Annotated in this window: 17 protein-coding genes; 9 read left to right on the top strand and 8 right to left on the bottom strand. The window is 63.5% G+C overall.

Annotated features, from left to right (window positions below):
* Window positions 1-7: 7 nt before the first annotated feature.
* Together gstA and ACW73L_RS05255 are read right to left on the bottom strand one after the other, a co-directional pair.
* Window positions 8-616, bottom strand: a complete 609-nt coding sequence (gene gstA, locus ACW73L_RS05260) for a glutathione transferase GstA (protein WP_498920468.1) — start codon at window positions 614-616, stop codon at window positions 8-10.
* A gap of 104 nt (window positions 617-720) precedes the next feature.
* On the bottom strand, window positions 721-2,352 hold the full coding sequence (locus ACW73L_RS05255) for an NADP-dependent glyceraldehyde-3-phosphate dehydrogenase (RefSeq protein WP_498920466.1): 1,632 nt from the start codon (window positions 2,350-2,352) through the stop codon (window positions 721-723).
* A gap of 207 nt (window positions 2,353-2,559) precedes the next feature.
* On the opposite strand from ACW73L_RS05255, the gene leuB reads away from it, so the two are divergent.
* Window positions 2,560-3,672: a 3-isopropylmalate dehydrogenase gene (leuB, locus tag ACW73L_RS05250; protein WP_498920464.1), complete on the top strand. Its 1,113-nt coding sequence runs from the start codon at window positions 2,560-2,562 to the stop codon at window positions 3,670-3,672.
* A 51-nt stretch (window positions 3,673-3,723) separates the two neighbouring features.
* Here the strand turns inward: leuB and ACW73L_RS05245 are convergent, their stop codons facing one another.
* On the bottom strand, window positions 3,724-5,256 hold the full coding sequence (locus tag ACW73L_RS05245) for a hydroxymethylglutaryl-CoA lyase-like TIM-barrel protein (protein WP_498920462.1): 1,533 nt from the start codon (window positions 5,254-5,256) through the stop codon (window positions 3,724-3,726).
* Between the two features lie 181 nt (window positions 5,257-5,437).
* A complete protein-coding gene (locus tag ACW73L_RS05240) occupies window positions 5,438-5,950 on the bottom strand; it encodes a hypothetical protein (RefSeq protein ID WP_498920460.1) in 513 nt (170 codons plus the stop codon).
* 371 nt (window positions 5,951-6,321) lie between these two features.
* Between ACW73L_RS05240 and ACW73L_RS05235 the strand changes: the two genes are divergently transcribed.
* The 3 genes from ACW73L_RS05235 to zwf all read left to right on the top strand — a co-directional run bounded on the left by ACW73L_RS05235 (window position 6,322) and on the right by zwf (window position 9,897).
* Window positions 6,322-6,594, top strand: coding sequence for a hypothetical protein (locus ACW73L_RS05235; RefSeq protein WP_498920458.1), 273 nt, complete (start codon window positions 6,322-6,324; stop codon window positions 6,592-6,594).
* Between the two features lie 255 nt (window positions 6,595-6,849).
* On the top strand, window positions 6,850-8,334 hold the full coding sequence (gene pyk, locus ACW73L_RS05230; protein ID WP_498920456.1) for a pyruvate kinase: 1,485 nt from the start codon (window positions 6,850-6,852) through the stop codon (window positions 8,332-8,334).
* Between the two features lie 57 nt (window positions 8,335-8,391).
* Complete coding sequence (zwf, locus tag ACW73L_RS05225; protein ID WP_129884235.1) at window positions 8,392-9,897, top strand: glucose-6-phosphate dehydrogenase; 1,506 nt, start codon at window positions 8,392-8,394, stop codon at window positions 9,895-9,897.
* A gap of 60 nt (window positions 9,898-9,957) precedes the next feature.
* Here zwf and ACW73L_RS05220 read toward each other — a convergent pair whose 3' ends face one another.
* Entirely contained in the window at window positions 9,958-10,929 is a 972-nt protein-coding gene (locus ACW73L_RS05220; RefSeq protein ID WP_498920454.1) for a D-alanyl-D-alanine carboxypeptidase family protein, read from the bottom strand.
* A 404-nt stretch (window positions 10,930-11,333) separates the two neighbouring features.
* Entirely contained in the window at window positions 11,334-11,588 is a 255-nt protein-coding gene (locus ACW73L_RS05215; protein WP_498920452.1) for a hypothetical protein, read from the bottom strand.
* A gap of 357 nt (window positions 11,589-11,945) precedes the next feature.
* Between ACW73L_RS05215 and ACW73L_RS05210 the strand changes: the two genes are divergently transcribed.
* The 5 genes from ACW73L_RS05210 to ACW73L_RS05190 all read left to right on the top strand — a co-directional run bounded on the left by ACW73L_RS05210 (window position 11,946) and on the right by ACW73L_RS05190 (window position 17,241).
* On the top strand, window positions 11,946-12,464 hold the full coding sequence (locus tag ACW73L_RS05210; RefSeq protein WP_498920450.1) for a surface-adhesin E family protein: 519 nt from the start codon (window positions 11,946-11,948) through the stop codon (window positions 12,462-12,464).
* Window positions 12,465-12,508: 44 nt separating this feature from the next.
* The gene (locus ACW73L_RS05205; RefSeq protein WP_498920448.1) at window positions 12,509-14,248 is read left to right on the top strand and encodes a phosphohexomutase domain-containing protein; all 1,740 of its coding nucleotides are present in this window, start codon (window positions 12,509-12,511) and stop codon (window positions 14,246-14,248) included.
* 248 nt (window positions 14,249-14,496) lie between these two features.
* The gene (locus ACW73L_RS05200; RefSeq protein ID WP_139556045.1) at window positions 14,497-15,024 is read left to right on the top strand and encodes a DUF8471 domain-containing protein; all 528 of its coding nucleotides are present in this window, start codon (window positions 14,497-14,499) and stop codon (window positions 15,022-15,024) included.
* Between the two features lie 528 nt (window positions 15,025-15,552).
* Window positions 15,553-16,323 (top strand): PEP-CTERM/exosortase system-associated acyltransferase, encoded by a 771-nt coding sequence (locus ACW73L_RS05195; RefSeq protein ID WP_129884241.1) that lies wholly within the window; start codon window positions 15,553-15,555, stop codon window positions 16,321-16,323.
* A 105-nt stretch (window positions 16,324-16,428) separates the two neighbouring features.
* Window positions 16,429-17,241, top strand: a complete 813-nt coding sequence (locus tag ACW73L_RS05190; protein WP_498920446.1) for a class I SAM-dependent methyltransferase — start codon at window positions 16,429-16,431, stop codon at window positions 17,239-17,241.
* Between the two features lie 245 nt (window positions 17,242-17,486).
* On the opposite strand, the gene ACW73L_RS05185 is transcribed toward ACW73L_RS05190, so the two are convergent.
* Window positions 17,487-18,749 (bottom strand): MFS transporter, encoded by a 1,263-nt coding sequence (locus tag ACW73L_RS05185; RefSeq protein WP_498920445.1) that lies wholly within the window; start codon window positions 18,747-18,749, stop codon window positions 17,487-17,489.
* The gene (locus tag ACW73L_RS05180; RefSeq protein WP_498920443.1) at window positions 18,746-21,106 is read right to left on the bottom strand and encodes an acyl-CoA reductase; all 2,361 of its coding nucleotides are present in this window, start codon (window positions 21,104-21,106) and stop codon (window positions 18,746-18,748) included. Before ACW73L_RS05180 ends, ACW73L_RS05185 begins: the two co-directional genes overlap by 4 nt.
* Window positions 21,107-21,133 lie beyond the last annotated feature (27 nt).

Below are 21,133 nucleotides of genomic sequence, written 5' to 3'. Positions count from 1 at the left end.
CTGACGTTCAGCCGACGAGACCTTCGGCCTGCATCGCGGCCTGCACCGCCGGCCGGGCGCTGGCGCGCCCGAGGTAAGCGGCCAGCACCGGCCAGGGCGTCAGATCCACCTTGTGGAATGCCGTCCAGCCGAGCACCGTGCACAGGTAGGCATCGGCCACGGTAAAGCGGTCGCCCATTAGCCAGTCCTTGCCGGCCAGGGCGGTCGCGAGGAAATCGAAGCGCTTGGATAGCAGCGCCAGCGCCGCCTGACGCGTCGCCTCGGGCGTGGCCGGATTCCACAGCGGTCCGAAACCCTTGTGCACTTCGGTCGCGATGAACGCCAGCCATTCCATCAAGCGGTAGCGCTCCATGGAACCGGCGGGCGGCGCCAGACCGGCATCGGGCTTCTGGTCCGCCAAGTACTGCAGAATGACCTGATCCTCGGTAAGGAGTTGACCGTCGTCGAGGATCAGGGCCGGCACGTAGCCCTTCGGGCTGATCGCGCGAAAATCGGCGCCGGTCTCGGTCTTGCCGGTTGCGAGATCCACCTTCTCGAGATCGAAGGCGAAACCGCCTTCGCGCAGCACGATATGGGCCGCGAGGGAGCAGGCCCCGGGATAGAAATAGAGCTTCATGGCGTGGTTCCTGGCAGTGGTTCGAGTCCGGGACAACGGCGGCCGCCAGCCCGGGGCGCTATTCTAACCCGCAGCCAGATTCTCCGTTGGCTCGGGCCGCGCCGCTACAGGATGAAATCGGTCGACAGGAAGGCCGAGGCGCGTTCGGTGACGATCGCCCTGATGATGCCCTTGTTCAATTCGTTCTGCTTGGCCGCGACCAGCGTGCGTATGCTGAACGCCCGCAGCGCGTCGGATACCGACAGCGTCCCCTCGGCGGAGTCCTTCCGGCCGGTGAACGGCAGTGAGTCCGGACCGCGCTGGCACTGGCTGTTCAGGTTCACGCGGCAGACCTGGTTGACCAGCGGATCGATCAGGTCCGCGAGCGCGGCAGGATCGGTGCCGAAAATGCTGACTTGCTGCCCATACTCGGACTCGGCGACATAGCGCATCGGTTCGCCGATGTCGTCGAACGGACAAACCGGGACCACGGGCCCGAACTGCTCCTCCCGATAAAGCCGCATGGCCGGTGTCACCGGGTGAACGACCGCCGGCCGCATGAAGCTCGCATGGCTTTGCCCGCCGCCGTTGACGACCCGCGCACCGTGCGCAAGCGCGTCTTCGACGAGTCCGCGCAGATAGTCGATCTTCCCCGGCTCCGGCAGCGGCGTCAGTTGCACACCCAGCTCCCATGGCATGCCGGCCGTCAGCGCGGCGACGGCGGCGCAGAACCGATCGAGGAAGTCATCGATGATCGACACATGGACGAACAGGATCTTCAGCGCCGTGCAGCGTTGACCGTTGTAGGACAGGCTGCCGAGCACGCACTCCCGGACGGCGAGTTCGATATCCACGTCGGGCAGGATAATGCCCGCGTTCTTGGCTTCGAGTCCCAGGATGGACCGCAGCCGGTGGGGTTTCGGGTGCTGGTGCTTCAACAGATCGGCGACCCGGCTGGAACCGATGAAGGCCAGCACGTGGATCCGGCCGGAAGCGAGGAGCGGCGCGATCACCCGCTGCCCCTCGCCGTAAACGGTGTTCACGACGCCGGGCGGGAACGCGTCGCGGAACGCCTCCAGCAGCGGCCGGTGCAGCAGGACACCGAGCTTGGGCGGCTTGAAGATAACCGTGTTGCCCATGATCAACGCCGGGATCAGCGTCGTAAAGGTTTCATTGAGCGGATAGTTATACGGCCCCATGCACAGCGCGACGCCCAGCGGCGCCCGGCGCACCTGCGCGATGACGCCCTGCTCGATGACGAACCGCGACGACACCCGGTCGAGTTCCTTCAAGGCATCGATGGTGTCACGGATGTAGTCCACCGTGCGATCGAACTCCTTCTCGGCATCGGGCAGGGTCTTGCCGATCTCCCACATCAGCAGCTTGACGACCTCGGTGCGGACCTCACCCATCCGCAGAGCGAAATGTTCCACGTGACGGATACGCTCCTCGATAGGCAGCGTGGGCCATAGGCCGCGCCCGTTGTCGTAGGCGCGGCAGGCAGCATCGAGCACTTCCAGCGCCTCGGTCTCGGTCAGCAGCGGATAGCTGCCGACCAGACAGGGTTCGAGGCCGACCCCCTCCTCGATGCACACCGGCGAATGGACGTCCTGCAGGGGGCCGTGCCAGGCGACGAGGCGCCCGTCGCAAAGATAGTCACGCTGGACCAACGGGACGCCGAGCCGGTGCGGCACCGGTATGTCATCCTCCCGTGGAAAGAAGCCCGCGAATCGCGGGTCGGTTTGCTCGCCTGTCACCTGATCCACCTCTGCTGCGTCGGATATTGCTAGATCAATTCTGCGCGCGCGCGGGTAGGCGTCACAATTCGCCAGTCGCAAAACAGACTATTCGGGCTGGGTCCACCCGCCGGCAGGTCAGTGGCAGGCCCGTGCTTCGGATAAACTATGCGCCGGCAACGCCGCGGCGATGCGGCCTGGTTCAATGCGAGTCGAAGAAACCAAAACATGAAGTCATACAAACTGGCCATTCTGGCGGGCGATGGGATCGGACCGGAGATCACCCGCGAAGCGGTGAAGGTCCTGAAACTGATCGAACAGCGCAACGACATCCGGTTCGAACTGCTGGACGCGCCGTTCGGAGGGCACGCCTATTTCGAATACGGCCATTCCTTCCCGGAGCAAACCAAAGCGATCTGCGACGCGGCCGACGCCATCATCAAGGGCCCCATCGGCCTCAGCTACGAGGAATCGCAGAAGATTCCGGTGGACGAGCAGCCGGAGCGCGGCGCCCTGCTGCCGCTCCGGGCCCGTTACCAGACCTACGCCAATTTCCGGCCGGTATCGCTGCCGAAGTCACTGGCGCACTTTTCGCCGCTGAAGCCCGAGATCGTCGGCGACGGCATCGATATTGTGATCGTGCGCGAGCTGGTCGGAGGGCTGTATTTCGGTCACAAGGAAGTCGGCGTCAACGAGCAAGGCCGGCGCTACGTCCGGGAAACGCTCGAGTACGACGAGGATCAAATTAGCCGGATCCTGCACGTCGCATTCAAGCTCGCGCAGCGCCGCAAAAAGGTGCTGCACAATATCCATAAGAGCAATGTGCTGAAGTCCAGCGTGCTTTGGAACGAGGTTCTGGCCGAAGTCGCGCAGGACTACCCGGACGTCAAGGTGATCCAGATGCTGGTCGATGCGGCCGCGACCCACCTGTGCCTGAACCCGCGGCAGTTCGACGTGATGGTCATGGAGAACATGTTCGGTGACATCCTCAGCGATCAGGCCGGCGGCGTTCTGGGTTCGCTGGGTTTGATGCCCTCCGCGTGCCTGGGGCCCGACAAGGCCTACTACGAACCGTCCCACGGCTCGGCCCCGGACATCGCCGGCCAGAACATCGCCAACCCCTATTCGATGATCGGCTCGATCGCGATGATGCTCGAGAACAGCTTCGGGATGTTCGAGGAAGCGAAAAATGTCTGGGATGCGATGCAGGGGGTATTCGCCGACGGCTATTCCACACCGGATCTGTCGAAGCCGGGCGCCGGCGTCAAGATGATCTCGACGGATGCCTTCGGCGACCGGGTCGTCGAAAAGCTGAAGGCCATGCCGCGGGTCGCGGCCTGAGCCCGACGCTACCCCGTCAGCCGCGGCGCCATTCGGAGCCGCGGCTGATTCTCACCGCGCTTCCTGCAACTGCCGGTTGATCAGCCGGATCGTCGCCAGTACGCCAGCGAACACCTGGTTGGCATGCACGCCGCGGGTCATGATCGTCTTGTTGTTCGGCCCTTCCCAGTTCACGATACATTCGGTCAGTGCACTGGTATTGCCGCCTTTCGCGATGCGAATTTCGTAGTCGATCAGCTTAGGTAGGTGGTAGCCGGTCGGCTCCAGGATTTGCTGGATTGCCTTGATAAAGGCGTCGAAGCCGCCATTGCCGTGACCGGTTGCGGCACGTCGCTCGCCGTCCAGGTCCACCTCAATGGTCGCGGTCGATTCCTCGTGCAGGTTGCTGGTCACCGAGCAGTCGAGCAGCCTGACGTGCTGATAGTCCCGGCTTTCCATCGCATCAGCGATGATGAACGGCAGATCGTCCAGCGTCATCAGGTGCTTCGAATCGCCGAGTTCCACGATGCGCGCCAGCACCTTCGCCTGTTCGTCCTGTGACAGTTCGAGCCCCAGCGCTTCGAGATTCTTGGCCAGCGAGGCCTTCCCGCTCATCTTGCCGAGCGCATAGCTGCGGGTGCGCGAAAAGCGCTCGGGCTTCAACTTGCTTTCGTACAGTCCACCCTTGCGGTCGCCGTCCGCATGGATGCCCGCCGTCTGAGTGAAAACGTCGGCACCGACGATGGGCGCATTACCGGGAATCCATTTGCCGGAAAAGTTTTCGACCATCTTGCTGACCCGGACGATGTGCTGTTCGTCGATCGAGAGGTCCAGATTCAGCTTGTCGCGCAGCACGACGGCGACTTCCGCCAGCGACACGTTGCCGGCCCGTTCGCCGAGACAGTTGACCGTACAGTGGATTGAGGACACTCCCGCACGCACCGCTGCCATGACGTTCGCGATCGCCAGACCGTAGTCATTGTGCGGGTGGAAGTCGAACTGCAGGCCCGGGTAGCGCCGGATCATGTCCGACAGCGCCTCGTAAACCTCGCTCGGAGCCATCACCCCCAGCGTGTCAGGCAACATGAAATGCGAGATGCCCAAACCCTTGAGACGGTCCATGAGCCGGAAAACGTAGTCCGGGCTGTCACGATAGCCGTTCGACCAGTCCTCGAGGTAGGTATTGACGCTCAGACCCTTGGCAAATGCATAGTCCACGGTCTGCTCGATCTTCGCGACATGCTCCTCGAGCGTACAGCGCAACTGGGCGTGGCAGTGTTTCTCGCTGCCCTTGGTCAACAGGTTGATGACTCTGCCGCCGGTCTCGACGATCCAGTCGACGCTGCGGGTGTGGTCGACGAAACCCAGCACCTCGACCCGCCCGTCGAAGCCGGCCTCCACCGCCCAGCGGTTGATCCGCGCCACGGCTTCCTTTTCGCCGGTCGAAACACCGGCCGAGGCCACTTCGATCCGGTCGACGCGGAGCGACTTCAGCAAGGCTTGCGCAATGTTGACCTTCTCGTCGGGCGAAAACGAAACGCCCTGGGTCTGCTCACCATCCCGCAGGGTGGTGTCCATCAATTGGATGTGTCGGGGTCGATTCATGCGGATCACGGAGCCCTGCGGGGCGGGTCACTGGAGTGCGTTGGCGGACGGCGAATAGGCTCACAGCTTGGGGTGGCGCGGGCGCGCTCGCGGGCCACGCACGATGCCCTGCGCTGCGAGCCTTGTCAAGGACCGGGTAGCTCAGCATCGACCGACACGCCGGACGGAGGCGGTTGGCGCGTCACGCCCGGCGCCGCAGGAAGTACCAGGACAGGCCCAGGAAAGCGAGCGCCGGCAGCAGGTTTCGCGTGACCAGCCACATCGCATTCGGCACCCGGTAAACGAAGCCCCAAAAGCGGTCGCGGTTGCCGGGAGAATACTCATTCGGCAGAAAACACGCCGTGTAGGTGTGCCAGCTGCTGTCGAAGGTGAAGCACTTCGCCGTTTCCTTCATGAAGAACCCGTCCTGACGCGGATTCAAGGATTCCTCCTGATAGACCGACGACATGACGTTTACCGCAGCCTTGAGCTTCTCGCTCTGGCTGCCGGGGTTCTGCTCGAACTCAAAACTGAAGTTCTGACCGGTTTCCTTGACCGTGTAGGGAAAGGCTCCGGCCTTGCTGTAGTAGGTGTAGGTACCTGCGCCCGCGGCACCACCGGGTTCGGGAAACAACGCGATTGCTGTGAGTAGCGCGGCGAGCAGGGACGACAGGCCGGGGCGCGCTGCGCCGGACGGGGCGGGTCTTGCTGTCATTGTTCTTCCCTCGGTGTGCGACCGACCTACGATGTCGCCGGTGCGTGCATTATAGGTCTCGGCCCGGCGGCATGGGCGCATTGCCCCTGCATTCCGACGGAGGCGCTCAGCGGCACACCGCACTCTGGGCGAGCGCCCCTTAATAACCTAAAGGAATTTACTTCTGATCATTTATTCCTTCTCGCACCAGAAGATAGGGATTAACATCGATCGCGAAGTGCAACCCGGTCCACTCGACGACGAGACGACAATCGAGCCTGAACGATGCGCCAAAACACGCTTGGCGGCATGATCCCAGGCCCGGCTTGCGCTCGGCTTTCCATGCAACCGCTGCCATCCGCCAGAGGCAGCGCCGATTGAGGACCGACGTCATGAAACATCGCCTTTTGCACTGCCTGATCTTTCTGTTCCGCCTCTATCTCAGAGGCATTGCCCTGCTCGCCATCGCGATTCTGTGGCCTGCCCACGTCCTGATGTATTCGCGACTTGCAGAAGCAGCGCCGGGATATCGCGAACTCGCCCCGCTGCGCGGCCGCGGCGAGGTCCGGCCGGACCCCGCGCCAACGCGCCAGCCCGGGGCGTACGAAACCGAAACCGGTGACGCGATGCCGGCGAACGCCGTGCTGATCGAATTCGCGGTCTAGCCCAAGCGCTCGGAGTGCGACCCAACCATCCCGCGGGTACACAACGGGTGCTTGCTCCATAAAGGTTCGCCGCGTGCGCCAAAGCGGCACAGGCCCGCCCCCCTGCCGACACATAGCGTGTGCCCGTCGGGGGCGGGAACGCTCGCAATGCCGCCAGCCTGACGCTGGCGCAACCAGGCGTTCCCGCCGCCCGCCTGCCACCGAAGTGGCATATCACTTGCTGGCGCATGGATATCGCCATAACGGTTGAACGAAATGCTGACCTCGCAACATTCCGCACTGCTGAACTCGACGGTGTCGCTGAACGACCCTTCGCTGGAAACGCGCTACCGACAGACGAAGATCGTGTTCACGATCGGGCCGGCCACGTCGAGCGATGAGGTACTGAAGCAACTCATCGAAGAACAGGTCGACATCTGCCGGCTGAACATGGCTCACGGCGACCATGCCTGGACGCGGTCCACGGTGCGGCAGGTCAAACGCGTCTGTCAGGAAGCCGGGCGGCACATTGCTATCTTGATGGATATCAAAGGGCCGGAGATTCGCACCGGGGACGTCGGCGAAGCGCTGTACCTGGAACAGGGCGAACTGTTCGAATTCCTGATGGAGCGTACCGCCGAGCGGATCAGTCCGGACGGCGTCCGCGGCGTCGACGTCAACTACCCGGGGCTCGCGAACGATGTGGCGGTCGGTGACCGGGTCCTGGTCGACAGTGGCCTGATCCACATGGAAGTCGTGACGAAACAGCCGGACCGGATCCGCTGTCGCGTCCTGATCCCGGGCGTCCTCGGCAACCGTCGGCATATCAATCTGCCCGGCGTCCGCGTCGGACTGCCTTCGCTGACCGACAAGGATCGGGCCGACATCGAGGTCGGGCTCGAAGAAGGCGTCGATTTCTATGCCCTGTCGTTCGTCAGGGACGCTGCGGCCATCGAAGATCTGCGTAGCCTCCTCGGAGCGCGTCAGTCCAAGGCGCGCATCATCGCGAAGATCGAGGACCAGCAGGGCATCGCCAATCTCGACGCGATCATCGAGGCCAGCGACGGAGTCATGGTGGCGCGCGGCGACCTCGGTATCGAATGCCCCTACGAGGAACTGCCGATCATTCAGCACCAGATCATCAAGGCCTGCATCCGCAAGAGCCGCGCGGTCATCGTCGCGACCCACATGCTGGAATCGATGATCGAGGCTCCCGTGCCGACTCGAGCCGAGGTCTCCGACGTCGCCCACGCGGTACTCGAAAAGGCCGACGCGATCATGCTGTCCGGAGAGACGACCACCGGCAAGTATCCGGTCGAATGCGTGCGGGTGTTCAAGCGGATCGCGCGACGCATCGAGAGCGTCCACGATGACGAGCCGACGCGAGAACTGGCGTTGCCGACACCGAAGGGTAAAATGCTGCGGTCTGCGGTGTATCTCGCGAACGACATACAGAACTCGGGCATCGTCGTTTTTTCGCGCAGCGGCTATCTCGTCAGAATGCTGTCATCCTTGCGGCCTAAAGTGCCGATCTACGCATTTACCGATATCCCGGCGCTGTTCCGCCACTTACTGATCCTGTGGGGTGTCGAGCCCTTCCAGATGACGTTCTCCGAAAATCCGGAAGACACCATCGGGAACGCCCTCGATTATCTGAAGCGCCGCAACTGGGTCACGGAAGGGCAACACTTGGTCGTGATAAGCAATGCGCTGGCCAGCGGCCAGGTGATCGACACCCTGCAGATCCGCACCGTGCAATAGGCAACGTGCGGTTTACCCGAACCTTGGACTCCCGCGCTTCCGAACGCTTTTCACCTCATGAATACCATCGAGCCCTGTACCCTGGTCATTTTCGGCGCACGCGGCAACCTGTCCCGCATCAAGCTGATCCCGTCCCTGTTCCGCCTGGAGTCGATGAAACGGCTGCCCGACCGCATGGTCATCCTGGCCTGTGGGCTGGAGGCGGTCACGCGGGAGCAGTGGCTGGAGGAGGTTGCGTCGATTCTGCAGACAAAGTTTCCGCAGGGGGTGGACGAAGCGGCCTTCGCGCGCTTCCGTGATCGGCTGCATTACCATGCCAGCCCGCCCGATGATGCCGAGTCCTTCCGGCGCCTGAAGCAGACGATCGACGAGCATCCCGATTTTCCGCCGAATGTGGTCTTCTACATGTCGGTAAGGCCTTCGGAATTCCCCGAGATCATCGCGAGTCTCGGCAAAGTCGACTTGCTGAAGCAGAAGCGCGGCTGGCGCCGGGTCGTCATCGAGAAGCCCTTCGGCCAGGACCTGCTGACGGCGCAGATTCTGCAGAGCGGCATTTCGCGCTACCTGAAGGAAGAGCAGATCTACCGGATCGACCATTACCTGGGCAAGAACACGGTCCAGAACATCATGGTGTTCCGCTTCGCGAACATACTGCTCGAGCCGCTGTGGAACCACCAGTACATCTCCTATGTGCAGATCACGCACTCGGAGACACTGGGCGTCGAGGGCCGTGCCGGCTACTACGACACGGCGGGCGCGCTGCGCGACATGATTCAGAGCCATCTGCTGCAGCTGCTCGCGCTGGTGGCGATGGAGCCGCCGGTGTCGATGAACCCGGAACACCTGCGCAACGAAAAGGTGAAGGTGCTGAATTCGATCCGGCCGATCACGCAGAATGCCGTCAATGCCCACGCCTTCCGCGGCCAATACACGAGCGGCGTGATCGATGGCGAAGTGGTGCCGGCCTATCTGGACGAACCCGGCGTGGCGCCGGAGAGCGTGACCGAGACCTACGCGGCGATGAAGCTGTTCGTCGACAACTGGCGCTGGGCAGGCGTCCCGTTCTACCTGCGGACCGGGAAGCGACTGGCCGAGAACAGTTCGGCGATCTGCATCCGCTTCAAGAGTCCGCCTAAGGACTTGTTGCGGAACAAACTGCACGAGTATTCCCATCCGAACTGGCTGCTACTCGGCATACAACCGAACGAATGCATCAAGATGGAGATGCAGGTCAAGGTGCCCGGCTTCGAGCTGAACACGCGCACGCTTAGCCTGGATGCGACCTACCGCGGGGGCGAGGACAGCGAACACGATGCCTACGAGGGCCTGCTGCTCGACGTGATGGAAGGCGACCAGTCGCAGTTCCTGCGCTTCGACGAAGTCGAATGGGCGTGGCGCGTCGTCGATCCGGTGCTGAAGGTGTGGTCGATGGAGCGCAACTTCATCAACACCTACAAGTCGGGAACCTGGGGCCCGCGCGGCACCTACCGTCTGTTCGACCGGGACGACCAGTTCTGGCGTCATTCGCTGGATGTCGACGGCGCCGAACTCCACCCGTACTGAACCGGGAACGGACCGGCGCCGGACGACGCCAACCGGCACGCTTTCCGGTCGAAACCCGACTCAGCCCCGTTTGCGATCGGGCGGGCTCGCGTCAGTCTGGCGCGGAACGGACGTTCGGCGCGCCGCTTTGGTTGCCGGCTGTTTGACCGGCGTCGACGGCACCGAGCGAAAGCCTTCGTCGAGAATCCGCGCCATGGTCTGATTGCGGGTGGCGGCCGACGAGGAGCCCATCACGACGCCGATCAAGCGGCGCCCGCCCCGCTTCGCCGACGCCACGAGGTTGTAGCCGGAAGCGCGCGTGAAGCCGGTCTTGATCCCATCCATGCCCGGATACACCCCGAGCAGCCGGTTGTGGTTGTGGTAAGTCCGACCGCCGAACCGGAATTCACGCTGGCCGAAATAGTGGTAATGGTGCGGGTGATGGCGCAGCAGCGCCCGCGCGAGTGTGGCCATATCGCGCGCCGTCGTCCGATGACCGGGATCCGGCAGTCCCGACGCGTTCGCAAACCGGGTCCGGTGCATCCCCAGGGCATGCGCCTTGGCCGTCATCAGGTGGGCGAACCGCGATTCGCTCCCGGCGAGAGTCTCGCCGACCAGAACGGCCGCATCGTTGGCCGACTCGGTCGTAATCGCGAGAATGGCATCGCGCAGCGTGATGCGTCGCCCAGGCGTCAGGCCGAGTTCGGTAGGTGGCATCGCCGCAGCATTGCGGGAGGTGCTGAGCTGGCTGTTCAATCTGAATCGCTTGCGGTCCAGGGCGTCGAAGGCCAAGTACAGCGTCATCATTTTGGTCAGCGACGCCGGGTAGCGCGGCTGATCCGCATTGACGGCGTGCAGAACCTTGCCTGTGGTGGCGTCGAGGACCAGCAAGGAGGTCTGCGCGCCGGCTGACGCCGGCGCCCCCAACGTCGCGAGGGCCAGTGCGATCGCCGCAACGAGGCCGGCAGGGCGATTGCCCAGCCACGAGCGGAGCCCGGCATGGATGGCGATTGCGCTGAGTAACAGGGCGTGGCGGGGAAGCAACGCGTTCACGGTCTAATCCGCAACTTTGACTCAATCACAACAACAATGTTGTAGAAAGGTCGAACATGCGCCCCTGACAGGCCCTTGTCAAGTCTCGTCTTTATCGTTACGAATGCCGGCTTGCCGGTTAATTGGGCGTCACGCAGTGCGCGCTCAGGCAAAGACCGTCGTCACCAACATCCCCACGATGATCAGAATCAACACCACGGCCCAGAGCAGGCGGTAGTTGACGTTCACTTGCTGCTTATCCATGTCCGATAACCTCGTTACGCTCCGCGGGTTTAGCGAGACTCATCACGCGGGACGGAAGGAACGCCCTACCGACTGCCTCCCCGTGACACGGGCGCTAGCGTAAACCATCGAGTGGACGGGTGCACGCGATGGCTGAGTCGCCTTCCCCGTCGCGCAGCAGATCACGATCGGGCCGAAGGCAGCCGGGCGCTGCGAATGGCCTCTGCCAGGGCGTGGCGCTGAGCGGCATTCAGCCATTTATCACACCATGCCGCGAGATCGAGCGCATTGTCCTGCGCCGCTGCGAAATCCGCCTGCGCCTGCAGCGGACCTTCGGTCGGCCACCACGACCGCTCATCGAACTGCTGGCGGATGTAACGCCGGGCGACTTCGAGCTCGGACCCGTCGATCGCGACGGGGAAACGGGATTGGGTCATCGGGAGCCTCCGCTGTCAGGTCGTATGGATGGGAAATGGCGTTATCCGCCGTTCGCTTCAACCCGTCCTGAGAGTTCGGGCTTGGAAAACGCGTACGATCGTGAGCTTAGCGTGCACGGCTGGATCTCCGAACACGACATGTGGTTCAACGGCTTTACTGCCCGCGTCCCGACACGCTACGGTCCGTTCGATGAGGGTCGGGCCGAACGCCGTCGTGGCGATCCGCATCCGTTCGATCGGACACCGAGCCTTCGCTTCGATCCAGCTATTGACCAAGCCCGGGCAAAAGGGGACTCTTGTGGTCGTTCATTCACTGGCCGTACCGAAAGTGTCACGGTCCCGCTCCGTCTTCCCGTTATGAAATCCTGCCGCGCTGTATTATTTGTTCTCGGTCTAGGCATCACCACGGCACGCGAGGCAATCGCGACCGACTGGTGGCTCGTCCCTGCCGGCCCGGACGGCCCCGGTGACGCGATGGTCTATGTCGACAAATCGAGCATGCGGAGAACCCGGGGAACCGGCATCGTCAACGCGACCGCCTGGATCTTCCATCGGCTGGAACAAGCCTCCGAGTTCGGCAGTTACAGGAGCGAAAGAGCTCGCATGACCCTGAATTGCGAAACCCGGGAGGCCGGGGCAGATACCGGCTCGCTGTTGAACGCTTTCGGTGGCGTGGTTCACCGCTACAAGTCGGACACCGCACCGATGAAGCCCATTGCCGGGGGGTCGACCGACGCGGTCATGGCCACCTTCATGTGCAGCGACGGCAAACAGCCGCCGCGATCGCTGCCCGTCTTCGACCCCGCCCGGGATGTCGACCAACGGTTTCTTCAACTCGACCGGGAGCGCGGCGCCAGTGCGGTGCCAGCCCGCTAAGCCACGCGATCGACCACCGCTTCCCGCTTTCATTTGGCGAAATCATGGCTCCTTTGCCCCCGAATCACACCCCCCTTGGCACCTGCCTGATCAGGAAGCCGGTGGCATTGCAATTCGGTACGAGCGGCCGGCGCGGACTGCTGCTCGACCTGACGCAACTCGAAGTCTTCCTCAACGCACTGGCGGAACTCGAGTATCTGCAGTCCCTGCCACCTCAGGACGGCGGGATCGTCCGCGGCGACGTGTTCTACTTCGCCCACGACCTGCGCCCGAGTTCGAGCCGCTTCGTCGACCTGCCGCCGCGACGCGGGGAACTCGCGCAGGCCATCGAGCACGCGATCGGAGCGGCCGGGATGCGGCCCGTCAACCTCGGCTGCATCCCGACGCCGGCCCTGATGCTCCATGCGATTACCCGGGGCAAGGGCAGCATCATGGTGACCGGTAGCCATATTCCGTTCGACCGCAACGGCTACAAGCTCAATACGGCCGTCGGAGAACTGTTGAAGCAACATGAAGGCCCGATCAACGAACATGTGCTGGAAGTCCGCCGGCGGCTCTATGAACAGCCGTTCGACGCGTCTCCCTTCGACGAACAGGGGATGCTCAAATCAGGATCGTCGGCACTGTCCCAAGCTCGCGATGACGCTGCGCTGGCTTATCTCGCACGCTACACCGAGTTCTTCGGCGACTCGGCCCTGCGCGGCCAGCGTTTGCTGGTCTACCAGCATTCCGCGGTGGGACGCGACCTGCTGCCGGAGATCCTGCGCAGCGTCGGCGCGGAAGTCGTCTGTGCCGGCCGCAGCGAGACCTTCGTCCCCATCGATACCGAAAACATCGGCGCGGCGGAATTGGCCGCGGTACAAACGCTCTTCGATGAGGCCGTCGCAGAGTACGGCTCCTTCGACGCGGTCGTCTCCACCGACGGCGACAGCGACCGCCCGCTCATCCTCGGAGTCGAGCCCGGCACGCAAACCCTGCGCTTTTTCGGTGGCGATCTGGTCGGCATGGTCACCGCCGAGTACCTCGGTGCGGATGCCGCCGTCGTTCCCATCAGCTGCAACGATGCCATCGATCGCGGCCGGCTGAAGTCCATCACCGAGCCGAAGACACGTATCGGCTCTCCTTTCGTGATCGCCGGCATGGAACGAGCCCGCGCCCAGGGCAAGAGCGCGGTGTGCGGATGGGAGGCCAACGGGGGTTTCCTGACGGGCACCGATTTTGTTCGCGACGGGCGCGTGCTGGCCGCACTGCCGACCCGCGACGCAGTACTGCCAATGTTGGCGGTGCTCAGCGCGAGCCGGGCGGCCGGTATGGCCCTGACCGAGTTGTTCGGACAATTGCCAGCGCGGTTCAGCCGTGCCGCGCTACTGAAGGACTTCCCCCGACCCGTCGGTCTGGAGATCATTCGTCGTCTGTCTCCAGTCGATCCGGCGGTCGCCGAATTACGCTTTGCCGACGGCAGCCCCGCGGCACGGTCAGCGAACGGAGTCCGGTACCCGCTGGACGAAACGGCGGCAGATCGCGCGACGGCCATACGGCACGATCTATCCGGCTTTTTCAGTCCGGAACTCGGCTTTGTGCCCATCGCCGGGCTGAACTTCGTCGATGGCGTCAGGATCCTGTTCCTCAACGGCGACGTCGCGCATTTACGGCCTTCGGGCAATGCCGATGAGTTGCGAATCTATGCGGTCGCCGACACACAGCGGCGCGCGGATGCCATCGTCGCCGCCGCGATTGCCGAACCCGGCGGGATACTCCGTCAGCTCGAACGCTGGGCACGGTGAACCGTCAGGTTCCGTGCTCGCGCCAAGCGACGTGCCCCGTCCACGGGCGAGCCAACCGCTCGAAAGGGGAACCGCGCTCGACCGAGCCTGTCCTTAACTGGGTAATGCCTGTGGGGCCGTCAACACGGGGACCGTTCGCATTGACAAGTGGTCGACCCCGGTGCATCGTTCCGTCCCGGCGGAGACGAGGGACGTGAGGGTCTCGACACGACCAGATCATTTTTCAGAAGCAGTGAGGTTATCCGATAATGTTTAAGGACTTAGTAAAATTTTCCAAGGCAGACACGCTGATGTGGGCCGGGATCGCCATATTCAGCTTGATCCTGATCGTCGCGTTCAGCCTCATGGCATCGAATCCGGGGCTCGTGGTCAAGAGCCTGATCGGTCTGGTCGTCGTCATGATCCTGCCGGGCTACACCATCGTGAAGCTCTTTTTCGACCACATCCAGATCAGCGACAACATGACCAAGAATCCCGACATCAACAAGGCGCTGGACAAGTTGATCATGTCGATCGGGATCAGCGTCGCGTGCATCATCCCGCTCAACTTCGTCTGGAACTATCTGCTGACGATGGGTGGCGGCGAAGGCGGCGCCCCGGATTGCGCGGCCGGTGCCGATTGCAAACCCTCCGGCAGCAACCTTTGGGGCAACGTCGACGAAGAACTCATCTATACCGGTTCTGCAAGTTGGCGTTCGCTGGCGACGGTGATTCTGGTCATCGGCATCGCCGTGGGTTACCGCGTTTTTCAATACAAGCGGGTCGGCAAGGCATAGATCGGCGGGCTATCGATTGCCGCGCGACATCCAAGGAACGCCGAAGCCCGGCAAGGAATGAAAAAACCCTTCCGCGCGCGAGAGTTCGCGCTACAGGGCCGTCGTCGATAGCAACACCGCCCGACCTTCACCAGCCGGACGCTGGGGAAGGTCGGTGTCGGGGCCACGCGCCAGCCGCTGCAGTGCTTCCAACCCGCTCGCCAATGCCGGGCCAGAAGGCGAGGGTCCCTGGCATCGCAAGCACGTCCTTCAACTTGTCTCGGTCACGGCGCCGCTGCCGGGCTCCGAGACATTCGAGAAAAAGCCATCCGCGGTCCATCACTCACCATGGCTGCGAACCGGCGACGTAATCCGAAAAGCTGCCCATTGCCCGCCGTGACGTAACGAACACTTCACGCTTATACTACTTTCGCCCAAAGATTTGCGGCCGCACACACGCCCGGCCGTTCCGCTCCTGCCGCCGGATTGCGGGTCACGGGGCAACGAATCGAGCCCCCGCGGCTTTACCAGACAGATGGTTGGCGACGCATGGTCAAAAGCATCGATGAGGCGTTTAACGATTACTTCGAAATCGTTCCGGCGACGAGCCCTGAGCTCAAAAACGAAGTCTATCGGTTGCGCTACCAGGTGTATTGCCTGGAAACGGGCTTCGAAAATCCTGACGACTATCCTGACGGGCTCGAACGGGATGAATACGACGAGTCCTCCATCCACAGCCTGATCCGACACCGGTCAACCGGCCTGTACGCGGCCACCACACGGCTGATTCTTCCCGACCCCAGCAATCCTGACCGACCGTTCCCCATCGAACGGTACGCGAAAGTGGCGCTGCCGGGCAGCGTCGGCAAGATCGACCGGATGCATCTGTCGGAGATCTCCCGATTCTGCGTTTCCAAGGAGTTCAAGCGGCGGCGCGGCGAACAGGGCTCGGCCACGGGACTCAACGATCAAAACTTCAATGAATGGTTCGCCACCCCGGACGAGCGCCGGGCCTTTCCGCATATCACGCTGGCCCTGATGGCGTGCATCACGCGCATGAGCGCGCAATACGGACTCAGCCACTGGTTCGGCCTGATGGAAGCACCCTTGATCCGTATGGTCGCGCTGCTTGGAATCTATTGGACCGCCATCGGTCCGCCGGTCGAACATCACGGCCGCCGTTTGCCCTGCATCATGCCGTTTCCGGATTTTCTCGCCCCGGTCGCGGAAAAGAGTCCGGAGACACTGGAACTGCTATCGGACCATGGGCGATTCTGGCCACCGCGGGTACCGCAACATCAGGCATCGGTCTGGCATTGAGCTGACGCGGCGAATGCACCCTCCGATGCCCCTCCGAGACCCGAGCTTGATGCCGCCTTTGCCTGCTGTGACGATTCCCACTGCGAACCGGAGCAGCCTTACGCCATGAGCACAGTCTCGTACGACATCGACTCCAGCCATCGCGATGCCGCAAGCGAAGCCGCCCGGCTTCAGGTGCAGGCGACGGCAGGCTGGACGAAAGAAATGCGCAACCTGACCGGCTTCGGACTTCGTGACGGCATGGCCGTCCTGGAAGTCGGGTGTGGTCCCGGCTACATCACCGAACATCTGCTCAAGGCCCTGCCGACGTCGCGCATCACGGCAATCGAGATCGACGCTGCGCTCGCTCAGCAGACTGCGGATCGGCTGGGAAGCTGCGATCGCTTGCAAATCGTGCACGCCGCGCTGCTGGATGCGGAATTGCCCGACGCCGGTTTCGACTTCGCCATTGCCCGGCTGGTCTTCCAGCATCTGCCGGATCCGGTGGCGGCGGCCGTCGGCATCCTGCGCATGCTCAAGCCGGGGGGCAAGTTGGTCATCGTCGACAGCGACGACGCCCTCTGGGGTCTTAGTGACCCGGAAATTCCCGAGATGGATGCCGCGCTGCAGATCTATGGCCACGCTCAGGCTGCCCAGGGCGGCAATCGCCGGATCGGACGGGCTCTGCTGCGCATCCTCGAGAAAGCCGGCTTCGTCAACCTGGACCTCGAAGCACTCCTCAACCACAGTGACCTGCTCGGACTCGACGCCTTGCTCCCCCACCTGGATCCGGACCGGCTGTTGCCGCTGGTAGCCCATGGCGCGATGTCGGGTTCGACCTTCGCCGCATTCAAGGCTTCGCAGATGCGTTTCACCGAGGCCACTGCCCCGCTGCTGATGATGTTGTTGCTGATGGCTTGCGGGGAGAAGCCCGGCTGAATTCGCCGGTTCGCCGAACGCCCCTCCCCAACTCCAAGCGCAGCATCCGCGCCTCGACGGGGGCTTGGATGCCGGGACGGCGCAAGCCCGCCCGCCCAGCCAGCAAGGAAGCGGCCGCGAGGCGGAGGGCCACGGCGTATCAGGAACCCCGCAGCACCTCAGGACTCTGAACGAAAGCCACCCTGGCTTTGTTCCGAGCCGGTGACACGAAACGCCGTCTCGCCTCAGATCACAGGATCAAACGTTTACAAGGTCTGATCCTGGCGATCCGTCCCTGCATCGCGGGAAGCCCTGGATGAATCAGAACTTCCCTCAGGGGGATCGTTGCCGACCAACAGAAAGGCGACGGAAACCAGCGCCGCTCCCGCAGCATTCCCGTAAATCAATTCCTGGAGCCCTACGCGCCCGCTCAGAATCCCGAACAGCGCGAAGCTCAACGGGACGGCAAGCGTGCAAACGCTTCCGAGCAGCGCAAAAAAACGCCCCTTGAACGCGTCCGGAATGCAGCGCTGAAAAGCCGACAGCGCCAGATAACTGACAAAGGCCACCAAGACGCCCCAGATGAGTAGCAGCATGAACAACATGCCGAGGGTGCGGGCCTCGGCCAGGAACCACATGATCCCCGCGGAGGCCAGGACCAGACCGAAACGCAGCCAGCGCGTCCGGACGAAGGTGCTCGGCCACGCCGCGAACAACGCAAACAGCAGGAGATTGCCCAATGCGAACGCCAATTCCAGCAGCGACAACTCGAATCCTCCGCCGTTCAATACGTCGCGAGTCAGCAGCGGCAGGTAAAGAAAGATCGGGGCGACGAAGAAGTTGATCAGCCCGAACAGGGCCATCAACAGCACCGTGTCCGGGTAGCGGCGCAGGAATCCGTAACCGGTTTCCTGCAACGGCGACTGCGCATCACCCCGCCGGGCGGCGAGCGGCGGCAGCCGCGCCACGAACACCAAAGACACGAGGAAACTGCCCGCATTGAACCAGAAAGCACCCTCCACCCCCCACAGGGCAATCGCACCACTGCCGAACAGCGCCCCGAGGGTAGAGGCCAGATTCGGTATGGCGCTCTCCAGGGCGACCAACTGCGACAACATCTGCGGCCCGTTCGACAGCGGCGACAACGAGGCGCTGGCAGCCGAGTCGAACAGGGGGGTGAGCGCGAAGAGCGGAATGCACAGCCCGAACAGGAGCGGCACCGTCAGCAGCCCCTGATGAATGACGAAGGCCAGCGCGCAGGCCAGCACGCAACGCCCCAGATCGGCCACGACCAGACAGGATCGCTTGTTGACCCGATCGATCAATGGTCCCAGGAGCGGCCCGGCCAGCGCGATCGGCAGGGTTGCCACGGCGAGCAGCAAGCCGAGTGTCAGTTCGCGATTGGGTATGGATGCGTCGGCAACGACCCACCAGGACAAGGCAATCGCAAACATCTTGTCCCCGGTCGCCGACACGAAACGGGCGAGAAACAGGTACTGGATCGGCCGGCTCGCGGGCGGACCGCTCATGCCTGCCCGCAAGCCCGTTCGTCGACGATGAGTCGGATCTTTCCGGTGCGCTCGATACGCGGCAGTGTACCCGGCGGCAAACACTCGATCGCCACGCGCTGCCGCAGGCTCTTCACGTCGAGCGCGACCGCGAGATCACCGGAGTACCGATGGAGCTTCCGGATAAACGCCTCGACCACGCCGGGGGCCGGACTCACCCGTTCCAGACGCACGAGGAGTTGCTCCGGGTGCGCGGCAGACCCGACGCGTTCACGCACCACGAGTTGCAGCGCCGGGGCCTCCAGGCCGGCCTCGAGCAGGGCGCGCTCGACATCCTCGTAGGCGACCCGACAGCCCCAGATATTGATTACATTGTCGACACGGCCGAGCAATCGGAAGCGCGGGTCCGGGCTGCCGCAGGGACAGGCAACCGTCATCCACTCGACCCGATCCCCGGTCCGGTAACGCACGACCGGCATGGCCCGGCGCAGCAGCGAGGTCACGACCGCCTCCTCGTCGATGACTTCCAGATGGACATCGCGGCTGAACAGATGGTGTTCGCCACCGTGGCAGTGGGCGCATTGCCACCCGATGGGCCCGACATCCACCGCCGCGTAACCGGCCGAGTGAAATGACCGGGTTTTCCAGATCCGGCTCAGATACTCGCGTGCCGCGGCATTGAAGTGCTCTCCGGCGTAGAAGATTCGCTCGACGACCAGATCGATGCCGGCGCTTTCGCAGTGGCGCGCATAACCAACCAGCAGCGACGGTAGACCGAAGGCAACCTGCGGTCGGAACCGCGCGATGCAGGATACGATCTCGTCGACCGGGCAGCTCCCGCCCATGGGCAGGACGTAGACGCCACAGCGTCTGAGTGCCTCATCGACAGCCAGGAAAGCCGACCAGAGATGTCCGGCGACGAACAGGTTGATCGCGGTGTCCCCGGGCCTGAGGCCGTTCGCGCGAAACGCCTGCGCCAGCATCTCGGTAGACCGAGCGATCTCGTCCGGCGTGTAAAGGGCGTATTTGGGCGCCGTCGATGTCCCACCGGAGGAAAAGATCGCCCCCGCAGCAACCTGCTCGTGCAGAAAGCGACGGCTGCAATAAACCGGCTCGCGGGCGAGATCGGCTGCGGTCAGAAACGGCCAGCGATCCAGCCGGGAAACCTCACCCTCGGGCCTGGCATCACGGTAGTACGGAACGCGCTCGCTGACATCCCGCAACAAATCCGCCACACCGCCATCTTCGTCGTCCTCCATGACATGCACCAGTTCGAGCAAGGAACCACCGTCCGAGAGCCTGCCTTCGATCTCGTCGGGAAAGGCGTTGAACGAGACGAAGCGCCGGACGTGTCGTCCAATGCGTTCGAGGTAAGCGCCGCGCTCGGCGCTGCCGAGCCCGCCGACACAGCAGGTCGCGGGCCGCGGCAAGGCCGCGAGCCTGCCGGCCAGATCGTCCACTCCGACGTAGGCCTTGAAGGATGGCATTCGTGTCAGGGCCGAATGCGACCCAGCCTCGGTATCGAGAACCGCAGCCAGATCGACCCCGGCCTCGACGTAGACTGTATCCAGCGCCGCCGCGGAACCGTCCTCACGCCACCGAGACTCGGTGCGCAGGATGTCGAAGAGCCGCGGTCGGTCACAGTCATTCCAGTAGGCTTTGGAAACGACACCGACCAAAACCGGAGGCATCCGCGCGATCCTGCGCGCGCCCGTTGCCTGCACGCCGACGGGGCCGCCGCCGTCGTTCCAGTCGACAAAGGCATCGACGAGTCCTTGCGCGCGCGTGAACAAGCCGGCGCGCCGCTTTTCGTCAACGACGAAGGCAGCAACGGCTGCGGAAAGAACCCCATGGGGATCCGCTCGCTGCAGCGAAGCCAGGAACAGGGCAGCGAAATGCCGGCATTCGTCCGGCAACCACAGGACCGGGGCATTGTGGGTGAGCAGGCAGGCCAGTGCGCTGTCGACGAGATCCAGCGCACCACCCGCGGGGAGCGAATGGACAACGAGGCCCAGGGGGAAAGCCCGAGCCATGCGACCGCGCCACCGGACGGCACGGTCGAGGCACGCGGGGGTCGTCAATTCGCTAAGGCGCTGCTCCCAGCGCATGCGCGACATCAGCCGTGCGACCGGGGATTGCAACGACCCGGCAGGCGGGCCAGACGGCAGCTCCGCGGCTCGCGCAAAGAATTCCCCACCCGGCAGCCACAGCGACTGCAAGACCTCGAACATCCTCAAGGTGTCGTCGACACTCGCCGAGGCCAGCGGCGCCAGTGCCTCCCGGGCGGCGGCGAGAGCGGTGATCAGTTGATCGTCGGTTGCGGGCTGAGCAAGGCATTCGCCGAAATGATTCATCGCACCCGCGTCTCTTGAGCTCATCGCGCGAACTGGTTGTCGTGGATCCGC

It is taken from the genome of Methylolobus aquaticus (assembly GCF_054172105.1).
This window is presented reverse-complemented; position numbering and strand designations above follow the sequence as displayed.

Bases quoted from the DNA above. Each gene is read 5' to 3' on its own strand.
- ACW73L_RS05245 (WP_498920462.1), bottom strand. From the start codon at position 5,256: ATGAATCGACCCCGACACATCCAATTGATGGACACCACCCTGCGGGAT.
- ACW73L_RS05185 (WP_498920445.1), bottom strand. From the start codon at position 18,749: ATGAGCGGTCCGCCCGCGAGCCGGCCGATCCAGTACCTGTTTCTCGCC.
- ACW73L_RS05205 (WP_498920448.1), top strand. From the start codon at position 12,509: ATGGCTCCTTTGCCCCCGAATCACACCCCCCTTGGCACCTGCCTGATC.
- ACW73L_RS05215 (WP_498920452.1), bottom strand. From the start codon at position 11,588: ATGACCCAATCCCGTTTCCCCGTCGCGATCGACGGGTCCGAGCTCGAA.
- ACW73L_RS05200 (WP_139556045.1), top strand. From the start codon at position 14,497: ATGTTTAAGGACTTAGTAAAATTTTCCAAGGCAGACACGCTGATGTGG.
- leuB (WP_498920464.1), top strand. From the start codon at position 2,560: ATGAAGTCATACAAACTGGCCATTCTGGCGGGCGATGGGATCGGACCG.
- ACW73L_RS05190 (WP_498920446.1), top strand. From the start codon at position 16,429: ATGAGCACAGTCTCGTACGACATCGACTCCAGCCATCGCGATGCCGCA.
- ACW73L_RS05235 (WP_498920458.1), top strand. From the start codon at position 6,322: ATGAAACATCGCCTTTTGCACTGCCTGATCTTTCTGTTCCGCCTCTAT.
- ACW73L_RS05195 (WP_129884241.1), top strand. From the start codon at position 15,553: ATGGTCAAAAGCATCGATGAGGCGTTTAACGATTACTTCGAAATCGTT.
- ACW73L_RS05210 (WP_498920450.1), top strand. From the start codon at position 11,946: ATGAAATCCTGCCGCGCTGTATTATTTGTTCTCGGTCTAGGCATCACC.
- pyk (WP_498920456.1), top strand. From the start codon at position 6,850: ATGCTGACCTCGCAACATTCCGCACTGCTGAACTCGACGGTGTCGCTG.
- ACW73L_RS05240 (WP_498920460.1), bottom strand. From the start codon at position 5,950: ATGACAGCAAGACCCGCCCCGTCCGGCGCAGCGCGCCCCGGCCTGTCG.
- gstA (WP_498920468.1), bottom strand. From the start codon at position 616: ATGAAGCTCTATTTCTATCCCGGGGCCTGCTCCCTCGCGGCCCATATC.
- ACW73L_RS05180 (WP_498920443.1), bottom strand. From the start codon at position 21,106: ATGAGCTCAAGAGACGCGGGTGCGATGAATCATTTCGGCGAATGCCTT.
- zwf (WP_129884235.1), top strand. From the start codon at position 8,392: ATGAATACCATCGAGCCCTGTACCCTGGTCATTTTCGGCGCACGCGGC.